The 14,621-nt window shown below is 39.4% G+C and carries 15 protein-coding genes; 2 read left to right on the top strand and 13 right to left on the bottom strand.

All coding sequences use genetic code 11. From position 1 onward, the window contains the following. The coding region (locus EDC37_RS12450) for a hypothetical protein (protein ID WP_207900832.1) at nucleotides 1–220 on the top strand (220 nt) is incomplete at its 5' end. A 3-nt stretch (nucleotides 221–223) separates the two neighbouring features. On the opposite strand, the gene folE2 is transcribed toward EDC37_RS12450, so the two are convergent. From folE2 to EDC37_RS11220, 8 genes are read right to left on the bottom strand one after another with little or no spacing between them, the layout of a single operon-like run. Continuing rightward, entirely contained in the window at nucleotides 224–1,009 is a 786-nt protein-coding gene (gene folE2, locus EDC37_RS11255) for a GTP cyclohydrolase FolE2 (protein WP_132551391.1), read from the bottom strand. 7 nt (nucleotides 1,010–1,016) lie between these two features. Beyond that, a complete protein-coding gene (gene queC / locus EDC37_RS11250; protein ID WP_132551389.1) occupies nucleotides 1,017–1,688 on the bottom strand; it encodes a 7-cyano-7-deazaguanine synthase QueC in 672 nt (223 codons plus the stop codon). Nucleotides 1,689–1,715: 27 nt separating this feature from the next. Next, nucleotides 1,716–3,443 (bottom strand): Stk1 family PASTA domain-containing Ser/Thr kinase, encoded by a 1,728-nt coding sequence (gene pknB / locus EDC37_RS11245; protein WP_132551387.1) that lies wholly within the window; start codon nucleotides 3,441–3,443, stop codon nucleotides 1,716–1,718. Between the two features lie 4 nt (nucleotides 3,444–3,447). Further along, on the bottom strand, nucleotides 3,448–4,863 hold the full coding sequence (locus tag EDC37_RS11240; protein WP_243642188.1) for a peptidoglycan D,D-transpeptidase FtsI family protein: 1,416 nt from the start codon (nucleotides 4,861–4,863) through the stop codon (nucleotides 3,448–3,450). Further along, entirely contained in the window at nucleotides 4,853–6,112 is a 1,260-nt protein-coding gene (locus EDC37_RS11235; protein WP_231040123.1) for an FtsW/RodA/SpoVE family cell cycle protein, read from the bottom strand. Before EDC37_RS11235 ends, EDC37_RS11240 begins: the two co-directional genes overlap by 11 nt. 1 nt (nucleotide 6,113) lies before the next feature. Beyond that, nucleotides 6,114–6,818: a Stp1/IreP family PP2C-type Ser/Thr phosphatase gene (locus tag EDC37_RS11230; protein ID WP_132551385.1), complete on the bottom strand. Its 705-nt coding sequence runs from the start codon at nucleotides 6,816–6,818 to the stop codon at nucleotides 6,114–6,116. A gap of 5 nt (nucleotides 6,819–6,823) precedes the next feature. After that, on the bottom strand, nucleotides 6,824–7,258 hold the full coding sequence (locus EDC37_RS11225) for an FHA domain-containing protein (RefSeq protein ID WP_132551383.1): 435 nt from the start codon (nucleotides 7,256–7,258) through the stop codon (nucleotides 6,824–6,826). Further along, complete coding sequence (locus tag EDC37_RS11220) at nucleotides 7,258–8,031, bottom strand: FhaA domain-containing protein (protein WP_132551381.1); 774 nt, start codon at nucleotides 8,029–8,031, stop codon at nucleotides 7,258–7,260. The genes EDC37_RS11225 and EDC37_RS11220 overlap by 1 nt, the downstream gene beginning before the upstream one ends. 215 nt (nucleotides 8,032–8,246) lie before the next feature. On the opposite strand from EDC37_RS11220, the gene rbr reads away from it, so the two are divergent. Further along, nucleotides 8,247–8,780 (top strand): rubrerythrin, encoded by a 534-nt coding sequence (gene rbr, locus EDC37_RS11215; protein ID WP_132551379.1) that lies wholly within the window; start codon nucleotides 8,247–8,249, stop codon nucleotides 8,778–8,780. A gap of 110 nt (nucleotides 8,781–8,890) precedes the next feature. On the opposite strand, the gene rlmN is transcribed toward rbr, so the two are convergent. The 5 genes from rlmN to EDC37_RS11190 are packed head-to-tail and all read right to left on the bottom strand — an operon-like array spanning nucleotide 8,891 to nucleotide 14,566. Then, nucleotides 8,891–9,937 (bottom strand): dual-specificity RNA methyltransferase RlmN, encoded by a 1,047-nt coding sequence (gene rlmN / locus EDC37_RS11210; protein WP_132551377.1) that lies wholly within the window; start codon nucleotides 9,935–9,937, stop codon nucleotides 8,891–8,893. A 19-nt stretch (nucleotides 9,938–9,956) separates the two neighbouring features. Continuing rightward, entirely contained in the window at nucleotides 9,957–11,288 is a 1,332-nt protein-coding gene (gene rsmB, locus EDC37_RS11205) for a 16S rRNA (cytosine(967)-C(5))-methyltransferase RsmB (RefSeq protein WP_132551375.1), read from the bottom strand. Nucleotides 11,289–11,302: 14 nt separating this feature from the next. Next, the gene (locus tag EDC37_RS11200; RefSeq protein ID WP_132551373.1) at nucleotides 11,303–12,061 is read right to left on the bottom strand and encodes a DUF116 domain-containing protein; all 759 of its coding nucleotides are present in this window, start codon (nucleotides 12,059–12,061) and stop codon (nucleotides 11,303–11,305) included. A gap of 25 nt (nucleotides 12,062–12,086) precedes the next feature. Beyond that, nucleotides 12,087–13,829, bottom strand: coding sequence for an ABC transporter ATP-binding protein (locus EDC37_RS11195; protein ID WP_132551371.1), 1,743 nt, complete (start codon nucleotides 13,827–13,829; stop codon nucleotides 12,087–12,089). A gap of 59 nt (nucleotides 13,830–13,888) precedes the next feature. Then, on the bottom strand, nucleotides 13,889–14,566 hold the full coding sequence (locus tag EDC37_RS11190; RefSeq protein ID WP_132551369.1) for a 3'-5' exonuclease: 678 nt from the start codon (nucleotides 14,564–14,566) through the stop codon (nucleotides 13,889–13,891). Nucleotides 14,567–14,621: the final 55 nt, after the last annotated feature.

The following is a 14,621-nucleotide window of genomic DNA, read 5'->3' as shown; positions in this document are numbered from 1 at the left end:
TGTCAACAACTTTTTTTCTTGGTCTTTTTTGTTGGCCGCTCTCTTGAGCGCAGGAATTATTATATCTAACCTCAGCCTTATTGTCAATCCCTTTTCTTACTTTTTTATCCCTTTTTCCTTATTTTTTTCTATTTACTACTCTTCTACACCTTTTGCCTATAGCCAAAAGCACTGCGTGAGCCGCTCTTTACCCTCTCCTCGCAGCACTTTGCCTATATAAAATTTATACATATTCCTCATGCGCAGCATAAGCATTATGATTGTGGATAGACTCAAAGTTCTCGCATTCAATAGAAAAATAATCTATTTCTTTTAATTTTCTCATGGATAAAACCAAATCCCGCAGCATATCCTCAACGAATTTAGGATTTTCATAAGCGGCTTCAGTGACATATTTTTCATCTTCGCGTTTTAATATTGAATAAACCGATGATGATGCCTGGGCTTCAATGATATTTGCCAATCTTTCAATGGTCAGCCCATTTGGTTTGGAAAATTTGACTGCTGCTTTAATTATACTACGCTGGTTATGTGCTCCATAATCCGATATCTCCTTGCTGCATGGACACAATGATGTAACCGGTACAGCGACAGCCATTGTAAATACCAGTGGTTTATTTTCAATTTTATCGCCACTAAACACACAGTCAACATCCAGCAATGACTGTCGTTTGCTGACAGGTGCGGCTTTTTCTATAAAATATTTGAAGTTTATGGTAATATGGGCTGATTTTGCTGCAAGCTTTCGCAATGCCTCTCGCAGTAGTTCATTAATTGCTATAAAATTAAGCGGTTTATTGGCATACTCATGCAGGATTTCCATAAAGCGGCTCATATGCGTCCCTTTATATTCTTTTGGTAAATCCACCGTAAATTTCTCAACCATAGCTGTTACATTTTGCGGTTGCCCTTTTTCCGCGGCTGCCAAGAATGGCAGCCAGGCTTTACTTATTCCTACACTCTGAATGGCGATACCGCGCGTATCACCCATACTTTGGACATCTTTCACAGCATTATCACTCCATATATTCTATCGGATCTTTTAAACCTGCCTCAGCAAAACCTCTTAATCTGAGTTTGCAGCTGTCACAATGTCCACATGCTTTTTCTCCCCCATTATAACAGCTTCTCGTCAAAGCAAACGGGGCACCAAGCTTAGTCCCCAACAAAACAATATCTTTTTTAGACAAATTTTGCAGGGGTGCCACTATCTCTATTTTCTTATGTTCCGCAGCAGTAGCTTTCGTCGCATAATCTGCCAAGTCCTGGAATTTTTCTATAAACTCAGGTCGACAATCCGGATAACCGGAATAATCGACTGCATTCACGCCTATATAAACATATGCCGCCCCCAAAACTTCGGCATAGCCAAGTGCATAGCTCAAAAATATAAGATTTCTTGCCGGAACATAGGTCACCGGCACATCCGTACCATCCGGGTCTCTATCAGGTACATCAATATTTTTATCTGTAAGAGCTGACCCACCGATAGAATTCATATTTGTATCGATTATTAAATGTTTTTTTACACCATAAAACTTTGCCACTTTCTTTGCACTTGACAATTCTATGCTGTGTCTTTGCTGATAATTAAAACTTATTGGATACAAATCATAATTTTTGCTTTTAGCCACTGCCATACAGGCAGTGGAATCAAGCCCCCCAGATAATAAAATAACTGCTTTCAAATTGATCCTCCTAAACTATATGCGGACTCAATTACTTTTTTTGTCCGTATTTGCTTTTTTTGCGGTACTGGCATTGTTTTTAGCAGGTTCCTTGACTTGATCCTTAGTAGCTTTTTGTTTTGCTACCACAAGGTTCACTGCACTTTGCTGCTCCGCTTGTCCACCTGCCTGCGGTGTCTGTTCCAACACAGTTCCCGCAGCTTTGCTACTTTCGCGCTCAGTTATTGAGCCCACGGATAATCCCGCTTTTTCTATAATTGACTGCGCAACGGTAAGCGTGTTTCCTGTCACATTAGGAACCGATACCTTTACGCTTTCTTTGCCTTTACTTACTACCAGATCTACAGCTTGCCCTTTATCTATTGTATCACCAGCCGCAGGATTTTGCCGTAAAACTGTACCAACAGGTTTATCAGAAAATTCTTCAGTGATCGTTCCCATCTTCAAACCAAGCTTACTGAGCTGTTTTTCTGCGTCTTCCTTGGTAAATCCAGTAATATCTGGAACGGAAATTTTTTCCGCACCATTACTGATATAGATGGTGACCATTCTATCTTCCTTCACAGTAGTCCCCGCCTCTGGTGTTTGCGATATTACAGTACCTGCCGGTACGTCAGAACTATAGCTCTGGGAAATCTGTACACGTAGTTTCTTATCCTCCAGCGTAGTTCTTGCTTGTTCTTCAGTCTGTCCAACAACATCTGGAACAACCACTTCTGCATTGCTCCAAAATTTGCCGAAAGAAAGAAAAGCCCCTGTGAAAAAACCTATTAGTAATATAACAATCAACAATGCGACAAATTTCTTTGATTTCACTATTGATTTAGACGGATGCCCGTCCACAGCATGTCCCGCCGTTTGCTTAGACAGCTCTTGGATCTGTTCACGCGGCAGCACTTTCGTTGCATAAGGGTCATCCACTGCTTTATCATCGGCAAAAAGCATTTTCTCAGCCTTGTGTATTTCTACTATCAGCTGGCTACTGCTAAATCGTTTTTGCGGATCTTTTTCCATTGCTTTTAAAACTATGGCTTCCACTATTGGTGGAACATCTGGACGCAGTTCATGAACTGGCACAGGTGTTTCCTGCAAATGTTTCAAGGCAATGCTGACTACATTTTCCCCTTTAAAAGGAACTTGCCCCGTGAGCATTTCATAAATAACCACACCCAAAGAATAGATGTCTGATTTAGGCGTTATCGAATTTCCCTGTGCCTGTTCCGGTGAAATATAATGTACGGAACCTACCACGTTACCGCTATATGTCATTGTAGAAGAAGAGGCAGCGCGGGCAATACCAAAGTCAGCCACCTTTACCTGTCCATTTGGTTTTATGAGTATATTATGGGGTTTTATGTCACAGTGGATAAGGTTATGCGTATGCGCATGTTCCAGCGCCTCACTTATCTGGGCACTGATATTAAGCGTATCGCGTATAGAAAGTTTACCATCACGCTGAATCTTGCACTTTAATGTTTCCCCTTCAACATATTCCATTACAATAAAGTGTTTTTCTTCCCATTCACCTACATCATAAATATTGACAATATTTGTATGTGATAATTTCGCCGCAGCCTGCGCTTCTTTTTTAAAACGTATTATAAAGTCTTCATCATTGGCAAATTGCGGATGAAGTATTTTTATTGCTACATAACGGTCAAGTAATTGATCATGTGCGCGATAAACAGCGGCCATACCCCCATCGCCGATGCGCTCAATCAATTCGTAACGTTCAGCCAAAATTTGTTTAGCCATCAATTCAATCCTCCTTAAGCATAGTGTTGATTACATTTCTTATAATCGGCGCAGCCTCCGCACCGCCAAAACCGCTGTTTTCCAATATAATGGCAAAAGATATTTTCTCGGTCTTCAATTGGGCCGTACCAATAAACCATGCGTGATCAGCCCCTAATGGGTTTTCTGCCGTTCCTGTTTTACCAGCGACAATGACCCCTTTTACTGCCGCATTTCTTCCCGTACCCTTAAGCACCTCATTTTCCATATAAGAATTTATTATATTAGCTCTGTCTGCTGTAGTAACTTCCTTAAAAACAGACGGCATTCCTTTTTGTATAACTGCACCTCCTGGCGAGGTTATTTCATCCACTATATAAGGTTTCATCATTTTCCCCTGATTGCCAAAAGCTGATGCCAGCATTGCCATCCGGAGCGGCGATATTAACAAATCCGCCTGTCCAATTCCCACCTGGGCAGTTTCCCCCTTGCTCAGATTTGGAAAATCGGACAAATGAGCCTTTTGTTCCGCAAAATCTGTTTTCAAATCATCATAAAAACCAAACCGTTTAAACGCACTTTCCAATCCCTTGTCACCCATTTTTACGGCCAGACCGGCAAACATTACATTACTAGAATGGATAATTCCTTCTTCAAGATTTATGTTGCCGTATACAGCGTTATCCGCTTCGTATATTTTTTGTCCATTGCCAAGGTCATAATAAGGCCCACAGTCCACCCTTTCAGTTGTGGTTATAGCTCCTTGTTCCAAAGCCGCATCGGCCATCATTGGTTTTATAGCCGACCCCGGTGGATAAAGTCCTTGTGTCGCTCTATTCAAAAGAGGGCTTTGTGCATCTGTACGTAAACTGTCCCAGTCTTTTTCAACACTGTTTGGATCGAAAGAAGGCTGGCTGACCATTGCCCGTACAGCCCCCGTATTAGTATCCAAAATAACAACAGCGCCACGCTTATTTTGCATGGCATCCCATGCCGCCTTTTGCATTTTCTCGTCTAGAGTCAATCGGATTGTATTCCCCTTATCTGCCGCAAAAAGCTGTTCCAACGGTCCAAGCTGGTGTAAAACCATATTCACCCCGCTGAGGCTGCTGTTCTCCGTTTGTTCAATGCCAGCACTGCCTATCCGTTTCCCAAAATATCCCACTGAATTGGCAAAAAGTGCTCCATACGGATAAACACGAGTTGCGCTTTGGTTTTCTTTTTTACTATATGCTATTTTTACATTATTCCTGTCCAATATGTCTCCCCGCAAAGTCGAGTTTTCCTTATTAGCTATGCGTGGATTAAGCGGATTATTAGTATACCAATCACTTTTAACTATTTGTATATATGATAAATTAGCTGCCAATACTAGAAATAATACAATAAAGATCCGCAAAATTCTAAACATATTCTTATTTATATTATTATTAGCACGCACGATCTTTCTCCTTTGTGCTTATTGCCAGCAATAAACCTATGCCAATAAAACTTGCCACCATCGAACTACCGCCATAACTGATAAAAGGCAAGGTAATCCCTGTCAGCGGCAGCAGCTTGGTCACTCCCGCCAATATTATAAACGACTGCAAAAGCATCGTTCCCGCAAGGCCAAAAGACAAAAGCTTATATTTTTCATTTTGGCAAAGCAATGCAATCTTAACTGAACGGAAAAATATTAATAAATAAGCCATTATTACCGAAAAGACACCGATAAAACCAAATTCTTCACCTATCGCCGAAAAAATAAAATCCGTATATACCGCAGGAATTATATCCGGCGATCCCTGCCAGAAACCTGTCCCGAAAAAACCACCATACCCCAGTGCGAATAGCGACTGTACAATCTGGTATGACTGCCCCATGGGATCAGCCCAGGGATTTAACCATATAGCAACACGAACACGGACATGGCCAAATGCCAAGTAACTGATAAAAGCTGAGATGATGAAAAAAACCACCGCCAAAAAAACATAAGACTTGTTACTGGTAGCAGCATAGGTCATCATCACTGCCATACCAAAGAAAAGCAGTGCAGAACCCAAATCGCGCTGATAAACAAACATCAGCAAGGCCATACTCCAAATAGTTACTAAAGGTGCCAAAAATCTAAGTGGTGGCAGATATAAAAAGCCCCAATGCCTATTAGGCAAATTGAGCATATTTTTATTTTCCTGTAAATATGCCGCTAAAAACCCCAATATAAGTAATTTGGCAAATTCTGACGGTTGAACCTGAACCGGCCCCATGATTATCCAATTACGGTTGCCCCCAATTTCCGTTCCAAACAAAAGGACTGAACCAATAATGAGGATGCTGAGCACCCCCAATATATACGGATAATCCAAGAACCGAAGAATTTTCTCTGAAAAGACAATGGTGCAAAACATCAATATCATGCCAACGACAATCCATTGAAACTGGGTATGATATAAAGAAATTCTCAATCTGAGCATCATAATAAGGCTTATGCTGCACAAAAAGCACACCAAAGAAAGTATATACACATCAATATTTTTTAAAACTTTTTGGGCAATTAGCGGTACAATAACAAGTATAAGACAAGCACCCGCTGTTATTATCACATTTTCCTGTTTAACAACAAAACCGTCTTTAACATAAAAAAGCAACATAGCTAACGCTGGAAGCATTGCCTGCAGAAATAATACTTTTTTCTTAAAATAATACATGTCAAAACTCCACCACAATTGCCGTTACATTGTCTATTCCGCCGTTTTCAACAGCCTTATTAATAAGACAATCGGCTTTAGCCTTTATATTTTTATCAAGTAATATTTTATTTATATCCTCATCCGCAACCATATTAGTCAACCCATCAGTTGACAACAATAGCATATCCCCACTTTCGGCGGAAAATTCGCCTGTATCTACTTCAATACTCTGGTCAACACCTACCGCCCGTGTCAAAATATTTTTCTGCGGATGGTGAAGTGCTTCCTCAGCCGTTATAGTACCATTTTTCACCCACATATCAACGAGGGAATGATCTGTCGTAATCTGAACCAGCCGCCCATCATGCAAAAAGTAAATGCGGCTGTCCCCTATATGTGCCCATATTATTTTCTTATCATGCACATATACCATACTCGCTGTAGTTCCCATACCTGCGAGACGCTTATCGGCAGATGCCTTTTGCAAAATGATATTATTTGCCCTGACGATAATATTCTTCAGCAGCTCTTTGCTGCAGCCAGATTCTCCCTTATGACGCAATTCCTGTTCCGCTTCTTCAATGAGGAGTTTACTTGCCACTTCTCCTGCCGCATGTCCGCCCATTCCATCGGCGACAGCAAAAGCATACGGTTCAAGGCAAATATAGCTGTCTTCATTATTGCTTCTGACAAGCCCTACATTACTGCCATGCGTTACATACATTGTTATCACCTCTCGAATTTGAATACAGTCGTCCCTATTTTTATAATATCTCCATTTTGCAGAAAGATTTTACCTAGCAAGACTTTTTCGTTTACATACGTATGGTTGCGGCTATGCAGATCCTCAAGCTGGTATTGATTTTTCACCGGACTGATCACTGCATGATGATGTGACACATATGCATCGGCAAGCACTATATTGTTGTCAACGCCCCTGCCCAGCGTTAGCATATCACTAAATAAGATGCGCTTATTGACAAGCTTCTCATCATATGACTGGAGGATAACCAAAGCGACCTTTTTATTTACAGTTACCTTAGTTTCCTCGTAAGCCTTATCATGAAGATCGCCATACATTGCCCGCATAGTTTTATATATAAACGCACATATACAAAACAAAAGTGCATACTCTAATGCTACAACTGCTATTTTTATTGTCATTAAAGTACCTCATAAACCATCTGAGTCTGCCCCATATCTATCACGTCGCCATCTTTAAGACAGACTGTAGAAATTTTCTTTCCGTTTACAAACGTGCCATTTAAACTACTGGCATCATATAAAATGTGTCTGTATTTCTTAAACGCTATATAGGCATGCAGTCTTGACACATTCCGGTCTGTTAATAAAAATTCATTTTCTTCGCGCCGCCCTATGTGAACCTGCTGCGCCCCCAGATCTAAATGCGCATCCGCATCTTTACCCGCAGTTACAGTAAGTGTCGCATAAACGTGTTCAGCAGGCATAGCCGCAGTTTCCTTAATGCTGGGTTTCTTTATGACAATTGTTTTTTCTTCGACATCGTCAACTTCTGCCGTATTTTCCTCACCGGCCTTGTAATCCGCAAGTACATTACAGGTTCCCTTTTGCATTTTATCGTTCTTCCTAAACTTAATAAGAAGGGTACCATCAATAAACAAATCTTCGCGCATTATAGTACAGACAATATATTCATGAAGCATTTCCCGCGACTTACGCGAACAAATACGTCCGTAATCTACATTACCCAATACGACCTCATAATAGTTAGGCACAAAAAAACCATTGTTTACTTTTTTCCTATTGCGCTTTATAATACGAGTGATATCCTTTTGTATTTCGGCAAATTGAAGTTCACTAGCAAATTTGCGATTAAAAAAACCTTCTATATGTTTTTCTAAGAAGGTTTCCATTTTAGAAAATGACATTTCTATCGCCCCGTTTATTCCCTTCATAATTTTAATACCCCTATTATATGCAATATTATAACTCAAGTCAAAGTAAAATAAAGTCACACTCTTGACAAACCGTCAATATAATATATAATACTGTTATACGGTATTTAATATAAATTCTTTATTAAGAACAATTATCCACTTTCATTATCAGCTAAAGATTAGCGATAAAATTCGCTAACTATATAAACAATTTTTTTAAGGAGAGATTACTAATGGAATTAAAAGGATCAAAAACAGAACAAAACTTATTGGCTGCATTTGCTGGTGAATCTCAGGCACGTAACAAGTACACGTTTTACGCTTCTAAAGCTAAAAAGGACGGCTACCAGCAGATAGCACAAATTTTTGAAGAAACTGCGGGAAATGAAAAAGAACATGCAAAAATCTGGTTTAAATTAGTACATGGTATCGGTGATACTTCCGAAAATCTTAAAGATGCCGCTGCTGGTGAAAATTACGAATGGACAAGCATGTATCCTGGGTTTGCTAAAACAGCCCATGAAGAAGGTTTCGAAAAAATCGCCAGACTTTTTGAAATGGTAGCTTCCATCGAAAAAGAACATGATGAAAGATATCAACTGCTTTTAAGCAACATAAAAGAAGATACTGTCTTTAAGAAAAGTGAAAAAGTAATCTGGATGTGCGCAAATTGTGGCTATGTATGTGAAGCTAAAAACGCACCTCAGGTTTGTCCTGTATGTGAACATCCTCAGTCCTTCTTCCAGGTACGGGCAACAAATTACTAAAAATAATAGACTAACGTCAAAAGGAGCTGCCGCATATGCGGACAGCTCCTTTTTTGCTAAAAACATTTATTTCTTCCGACAGTCTCAAAAAAGAATATTTACGTTTTTAATTATTGCATATCTATATACTTATTTCTCAACTGTCCACAGGCAGCATCAATATCTGTGCCCATTTCTTTTCTCACAGTTGCATTAATATGATATTTTTGCAAAACGTTCCAAAAAGCTTTTATCTTTTCAGCAGACGGACGTTTAAAACCTCTTTCCTCTACAGGATTAATAGGAATAAGGTTTACACTTGCCAGTTTATTTTTAAGCAGCCAAGCCAATGCTCTCGCATGTTCTTGGCTATCATTTATACTGTCTATCAATACATATTCATAGGTAACCCGCCGCTTTGTTTGCTCTGCATAATAGTCAGCAGCTTTTATAACATCAGCTAATGGGTAACGTTTATTTATTGGCATGAGTTCAGATCGCAGCTTGTCTTCCGGTGCATGCAAAGACAATGAAAGCGTTACCGGCAAATCTTCCTGTGCCAGTTTTTCCATCATGGGAATTATGCCTGATGTAGATATAGTAATATTACGATAGCCTATATTCATACAATATTTTTCATGCGCCAAGCGTATAAAAGCCAGCACATTATCATAATTCAGCAAGGGTTCCCCACTACCCATGATGACGATATTACCAATGCGGGCATTGTTTTCTTTACTGATTAATTCTTGGTTTTTCATGGCCTGCGCCAGCATTTCCCCTTTAGTCAGATTACGTTCAAGCCCTTTCAGCGTGGAAGCGCAAAAAGAACAGCTGACATTACAGCCGGCCTGCGAAGAAACACAAATACTATTTCCATAACTTTGCCGCATCAGTACGGTTTCCACCGCAACTTTATCTGCAAACTGCACCAGCATCTTATTTGTTTTTTTATCCTTCGACTCTTTGACAGTAACTACTTCACCGCTGTCAATAATAAAAATTTCACTCAATTCTTCCCGCAATGCTAAAGATAAATTCGTCATTGCCGAAAAATCATATATATTTTTCTGATACATCCATTCCAAAATTTGTCCGGCCCGAAAAGACGGTACCTTTAGTGGTTTAAGTTTTTCCTTTAATTCCTCAATCGTCATTCCAAAAATATTTTCTTGCAATAGCTTTCCTACTTTCTCTTCATTTCATTTTTTGCATACGCGCAATAAAGAATCCATCTACATTATCCACATGTGGTAGCAATTGCAGCATACTACCCCTTCCCTGTAGACCGCTGGGCAAAAAATCATCTAACGGTTCAAGTTTAAACTCCTCATGTGCTGCTAAAAATTTATTTACTACTTCACTGTTTTCTCTTTTTATGATCGTACAGGTGCTGTAAACCAATATACCGCCCGGTTTTACCGCTTCGGCCGCACTTTCCAGTATTTCATATTGCAGCTGTGGCAGTTTTTCTATTTCTGCCTTTGTTTTATTCCAACGTGCGTCAACTTTGCGACGCAGTACACCAAGCCCGGAGCAAGGCACATCGGCTAGCACTTTATCCGCCATATTTTTGTACGACTTACCTATATTGCGGGCATCTTCTATATTTACCTCTATATTCGTGATACCCAGCCTTGCCGCATTTTCTTCTATTAATTTAATTTTATGTGCATGGATATCATTGGCAATAACCTTACCCTTATTTCCCATAAGTGCAGCAATGTGGGTTGTTTTTCCTCCCGGTGCACTACATACATCTATGACTAAATCTGTAGGTGCAGGATTGATAACATGCGCTACCAGCATAGAGCTTTCATCCTGTACCAAAGCCCGTCCTTCTCTCAAGAACTCCATTGCTGTTAATGACGGATGGCGTGTACAAACGACGGCTTCCTCGCAAAAGCGCGACCTTTCGCATTCAACACCTTTTTTTAGCAAATGTTCCTGCAATTGTTCCACTGTATTTTTTAAAGTATTGCAGCGTAAAGAAAGCGGTGCCTCCGTATTATTGAACTGGCATAAAGCTATGGTTTGCTCACGGCCAAATTCATCCATAAATAGTTTTACTAACCACTCTGGATGACAGTATTGTAAAGCAATGTAAGCTGTTTGTCCGCCTGCCTTCGTAAAATCGCATTTACTGCGGTCACGGGCAATAGAACGCAGCACCGCATTGACGAACTTTACAGTACCCACATGTCCATATTTTTTAGCAAGTTTGACAGACTCATTACAAGCCGCTGACGCAGGCACTTTATCCATATAAAGGAGCTGATATATTCCCATCCGCAATATCGTCCGTATAACCGGATGGACCTTGCTGACGGGCATTTTTATATATTGGCGCAGTATCCATAAAAGAGTGTCACCTGCTTTAACTGTTCCGTAAACAAGCTGTGTTATAAATCTACGATCTATGTCCTCCAACTGATTATTTGTAAAATATCGGTTTAAAGCTATGTTAGCATACGCTTTATTTTCATATATGTCCAATAAAATTTTCAGGGCAGCTTTTCTATCATTCATTTATTTTCTTTTTCCTATTTTTCTTTTATTATATAACGTTCTATCATGGTACGTACTTCATCTATGTCCACAGTAGTATTATAGCATGGGCCAAAAGGCCGGCTGTTGAGCACACCTACTGCCGGTAATGGATAAACATCTTGAATCCCGCTAGTCAAATCTCTTTCACAAGCGATCGCCAAAATTAATTTAGGTTTCATCTTTTTTACCAAACTTCTAGCCAAAGTACCTCCTGTCACCACATGAAAATGAAAACCCAGCTGTTCTGACATTTTCAACATGGCGCCAATTGGACAACCACCGCACTTATGGCAGTTATTTACATCATAAGTTATTTTATATTTACAGGCAGCCATCTGCAGACAATGCGGAGATATGACCAACAAATCTTTCGCCTGTACTTTTATGCTGCTAAAACCAATAAGCCGATTATTTATATTGACAAAAGACCGCTCTATACTGCGGCGGGAAATATGCAAAACTTTGCCCCATAAAAGAATTAGGGGAAATAGTAAATTTACCGTTTCATATATATATTTGTGCCCAAAACTAAACCTGGACAGAGGGGAAACAATAAGCACTATATTGAACAGCATCAGCAATGCACCCAAGAAAACAAGTACGCATATCCCGAAAAAAAACGTTGGCAAACCCACTGAAATGTCACGCAATCCCAAATAGCTAATGCGGCCGACGATTCCCACGACTAAAAAAACTGTTAATATACTCAAAAAAATTAATAAAGGTAATATTGTACTTTTATTTTCCTTCATAAATATACTCCGCTATAAACAAAAATCACTTTACCGTTTGCTTATGGAATTGCATACGGTAATAGCGTGCATAAAGTCCATCCTGCTTTATCAGTGCATCATGATTACCGCGTTCCGTAATATTGTGGTGCCGTATTACAAGAATTTCATCGGCATTTTGGATGGTACTCAGCCTGTGTGCTACGACAATAGTAGTACGGTCTTTTGCCAACAATTCCAAAGCTTCCTTAATATATCTTTCGCTTTCATTATCCAATGCGCTGGTAGCTTCATCAAGAATTAATATACGTGGATTCTTCAAAAAGACTCTGGCGATAGAGATACGCTGCTTTTGTCCTCCAGATAAACGTGTTCCCCGTTCTCCTACCAGACTATCATATTTATCAGGCAAGGTCATTATAAAATCATGTATATTTGCCCGTTTAGCAGCTTCCATTATCTCTTCAAAAGAGGCATCTGGCTTACCATAGGCAATATTTGACTTAATCGTTCCATTAAACATATAAACATCCTGTTGGACAATGCCTATATTTCTACGCAACGATTCAAGCGTTATATCACGTACATCCTTGCCATCAATACAGACACTTCCCTTCGTCACGTCATAAAACCTTGGCAAAAGAGAGCATATTGTGGTTTTACCGCCTCCTGACGGCCCTACCAAAGCAATTGTTTTTCCTGCATCCACATGAAAATCTATATCTTCCAGTACCTTTTGTTCTTTTTCATAATGAAAGAAAACATGCTTATAATCAATATCACCCTTGGCAATACCTATATCCTGCGCATCCGCTTTATTTTTTATGGTAACTGGAGTATCCATAATTTCCACAAAACGGCAAAAACCTGTATATCCCTTTTGAAATTGTTCCGTAAAATTAACCAACATATTTATCGGATTCAAAAATATTCCTATATATAACGCAAAAACTGCCAAATCAGTCGGCTGCAACATATTTTGGCCGATAAAATATCCACCGACGGACAGCACGGCCATATAGCTGAGCCCGACGAACACACCGCCACCTGCCACAAAGCGTCCCATAGCCATATAGCTTTCTGTTTTTGAATGTAAAAATTCATTATTACTATACTGAAATTTTTCATGTTCAATTTTTTCATTGCCAAATGATTTTACGACTCTTATTCCTGCCAAACTATCCTGTAAAGACGAATTTACATCAGCTATCTTTTTTCTATTATCCAAGAATATAGCTTTCATCTTACGGTTTTGTTTTATACCAAAAAACAACATCATGCACATTATTACAAATAATATTGCAGCCAGATAGACATTTATTATTCCCATTAAAACAAATGCCCCTGTTAATTCCATCACAGCCAAAAAAACATTTTCCGGCCCATGGTGGGCAAGTTCCGAGATATCAAAAAGATCTGATACCAGCTTGCTCATCATTATCCCGGTATTATTTCTATCATAATAAGAAAAAGATAGCGCCTGATATTTTTCAAACAGCTGCTTTCTCATCTCACTTTCCATACGTGCCCCCATTATATGTCCCCAAGTAGTTATATAATGTTGGCAATAATAACGTATGGCGTAAAGGACTATCATAATGGCCGCAATAAGGACACAGCCTCTGAATATATCACTTTTCCCCTGAACAAACAGAACATGTGTAGAATAGTATAACAGCTGGGGAAATGACAAATCAACGGCTGCCACCCATGTAGCACAAATCAAATCGAAAAAAAATAACCGCTTATGCGGTTTATAAAATTCAAAAAAACGTTTAAAAATTTCCATAAAGCACCCCTAAAACAAAGTTTATGCAGCAGATCAACTTTCTCTATACGAAGGCAAAATTATTCTACCTTCAGATCTTTTAATTTATCACCAAATAAATCACCTAATGAATACGTCATCGGACTACTTGGCTGTAGAACATCCAACACCGGCTTCATTACTTTCTTAAAATTTTCTGGATTTCTAGATAAGACAAATATTCTCGCAGTATTTTCTGCATCCCAAAGGGCATCGTGCATTCGTCCCACAAATGCTTCCCCCATTGCTCCCACAGCGGCCTGCAATGTTATCATACGCTTTAATCCCAACATGGTGCAATACTCTTTCTGCAAGTCATACCAAGGACAGGACAATACGGAATAATCATCCAGCTGCATCTGTTTGAGCATAAATTCCTGTTCCATCTGCCGCCGGTCATTTTCACTCCATGCATAAACAGCCATATCTTCATCTGTCGCACAACATTCCCGCTGCCATTGGCAGAAACTTTCCATTGCATCCTTGAAATGAGGAGCTCCCCGCACAAGCTTATTAGTCACTCCTGTCAATTCTTCATAGCGTCTGCCAATTTCGTTATACTGAGGCTTTACATATTGTCTGTACTGGCTTTTCTTTTCAAAATTTTCATCAATAAGGATGGCTCCGATTTCAACTATTTCATTTTTACAAATATGTCGCTCTGTTTTAAATTTATTTATTATCGGATTCATTTCCAAATCTAGCACAATATACTTCATAAAATGATCCTTTCACTATGTAAGTATTAAATTTTCCAGCACCGAATGACTATCA

Source organism: Pectinatus cerevisiiphilus (genome assembly GCF_004341685.1).
GTDB classification, from domain to species: Bacteria; Bacillota; Negativicutes; order Selenomonadales; family Selenomonadaceae; genus Pectinatus; species Pectinatus cerevisiiphilus.
The sequence above is the reverse complement of the archived record's forward strand: the minus strand, read 5'-3'. Positions and strand labels throughout refer to the sequence as shown.

Bases quoted from the DNA above. Each gene is read 5' to 3' on its own strand.
- pknB (WP_132551387.1), bottom strand. From the start codon at position 3,443: ATGGCTAAACAAATTTTGGCTGAACGTTACGAATTGATTGAGCGCATC.
- EDC37_RS11235 (WP_231040123.1), bottom strand. From the start codon at position 6,112: ATGTATTATTTTAAGAAAAAAGTATTATTTCTGCAGGCAATGCTTCCA.
- EDC37_RS11230 (WP_132551385.1), bottom strand. From the start codon at position 6,818: ATGTATGTAACGCATGGCAGTAATGTAGGGCTTGTCAGAAGCAATAAT.
- EDC37_RS11225 (WP_132551383.1), bottom strand. From the start codon at position 7,258: ATGACAATAAAAATAGCAGTTGTAGCATTAGAGTATGCACTTTTGTTT.
- EDC37_RS11220 (WP_132551381.1), bottom strand. From the start codon at position 8,031: ATGAAGGGAATAAACGGGGCGATAGAAATGTCATTTTCTAAAATGGAA.
- rbr (WP_132551379.1), top strand. From the start codon at position 8,247: ATGGAATTAAAAGGATCAAAAACAGAACAAAACTTATTGGCTGCATTT.
- rsmB (WP_132551375.1), bottom strand. From the start codon at position 11,288: ATGAATGATAGAAAAGCTGCCCTGAAAATTTTATTGGACATATATGAA.
- EDC37_RS11200 (WP_132551373.1), bottom strand. From the start codon at position 12,061: ATGAAGGAAAATAAAAGTACAATATTACCTTTATTAATTTTTTTGAGT.
- EDC37_RS11195 (WP_132551371.1), bottom strand. From the start codon at position 13,829: ATGGAAATTTTTAAACGTTTTTTTGAATTTTATAAACCGCATAAGCGG.
- EDC37_RS11190 (WP_132551369.1), bottom strand. From the start codon at position 14,566: ATGAAGTATATTGTGCTAGATTTGGAAATGAATCCGATAATAAATAAA.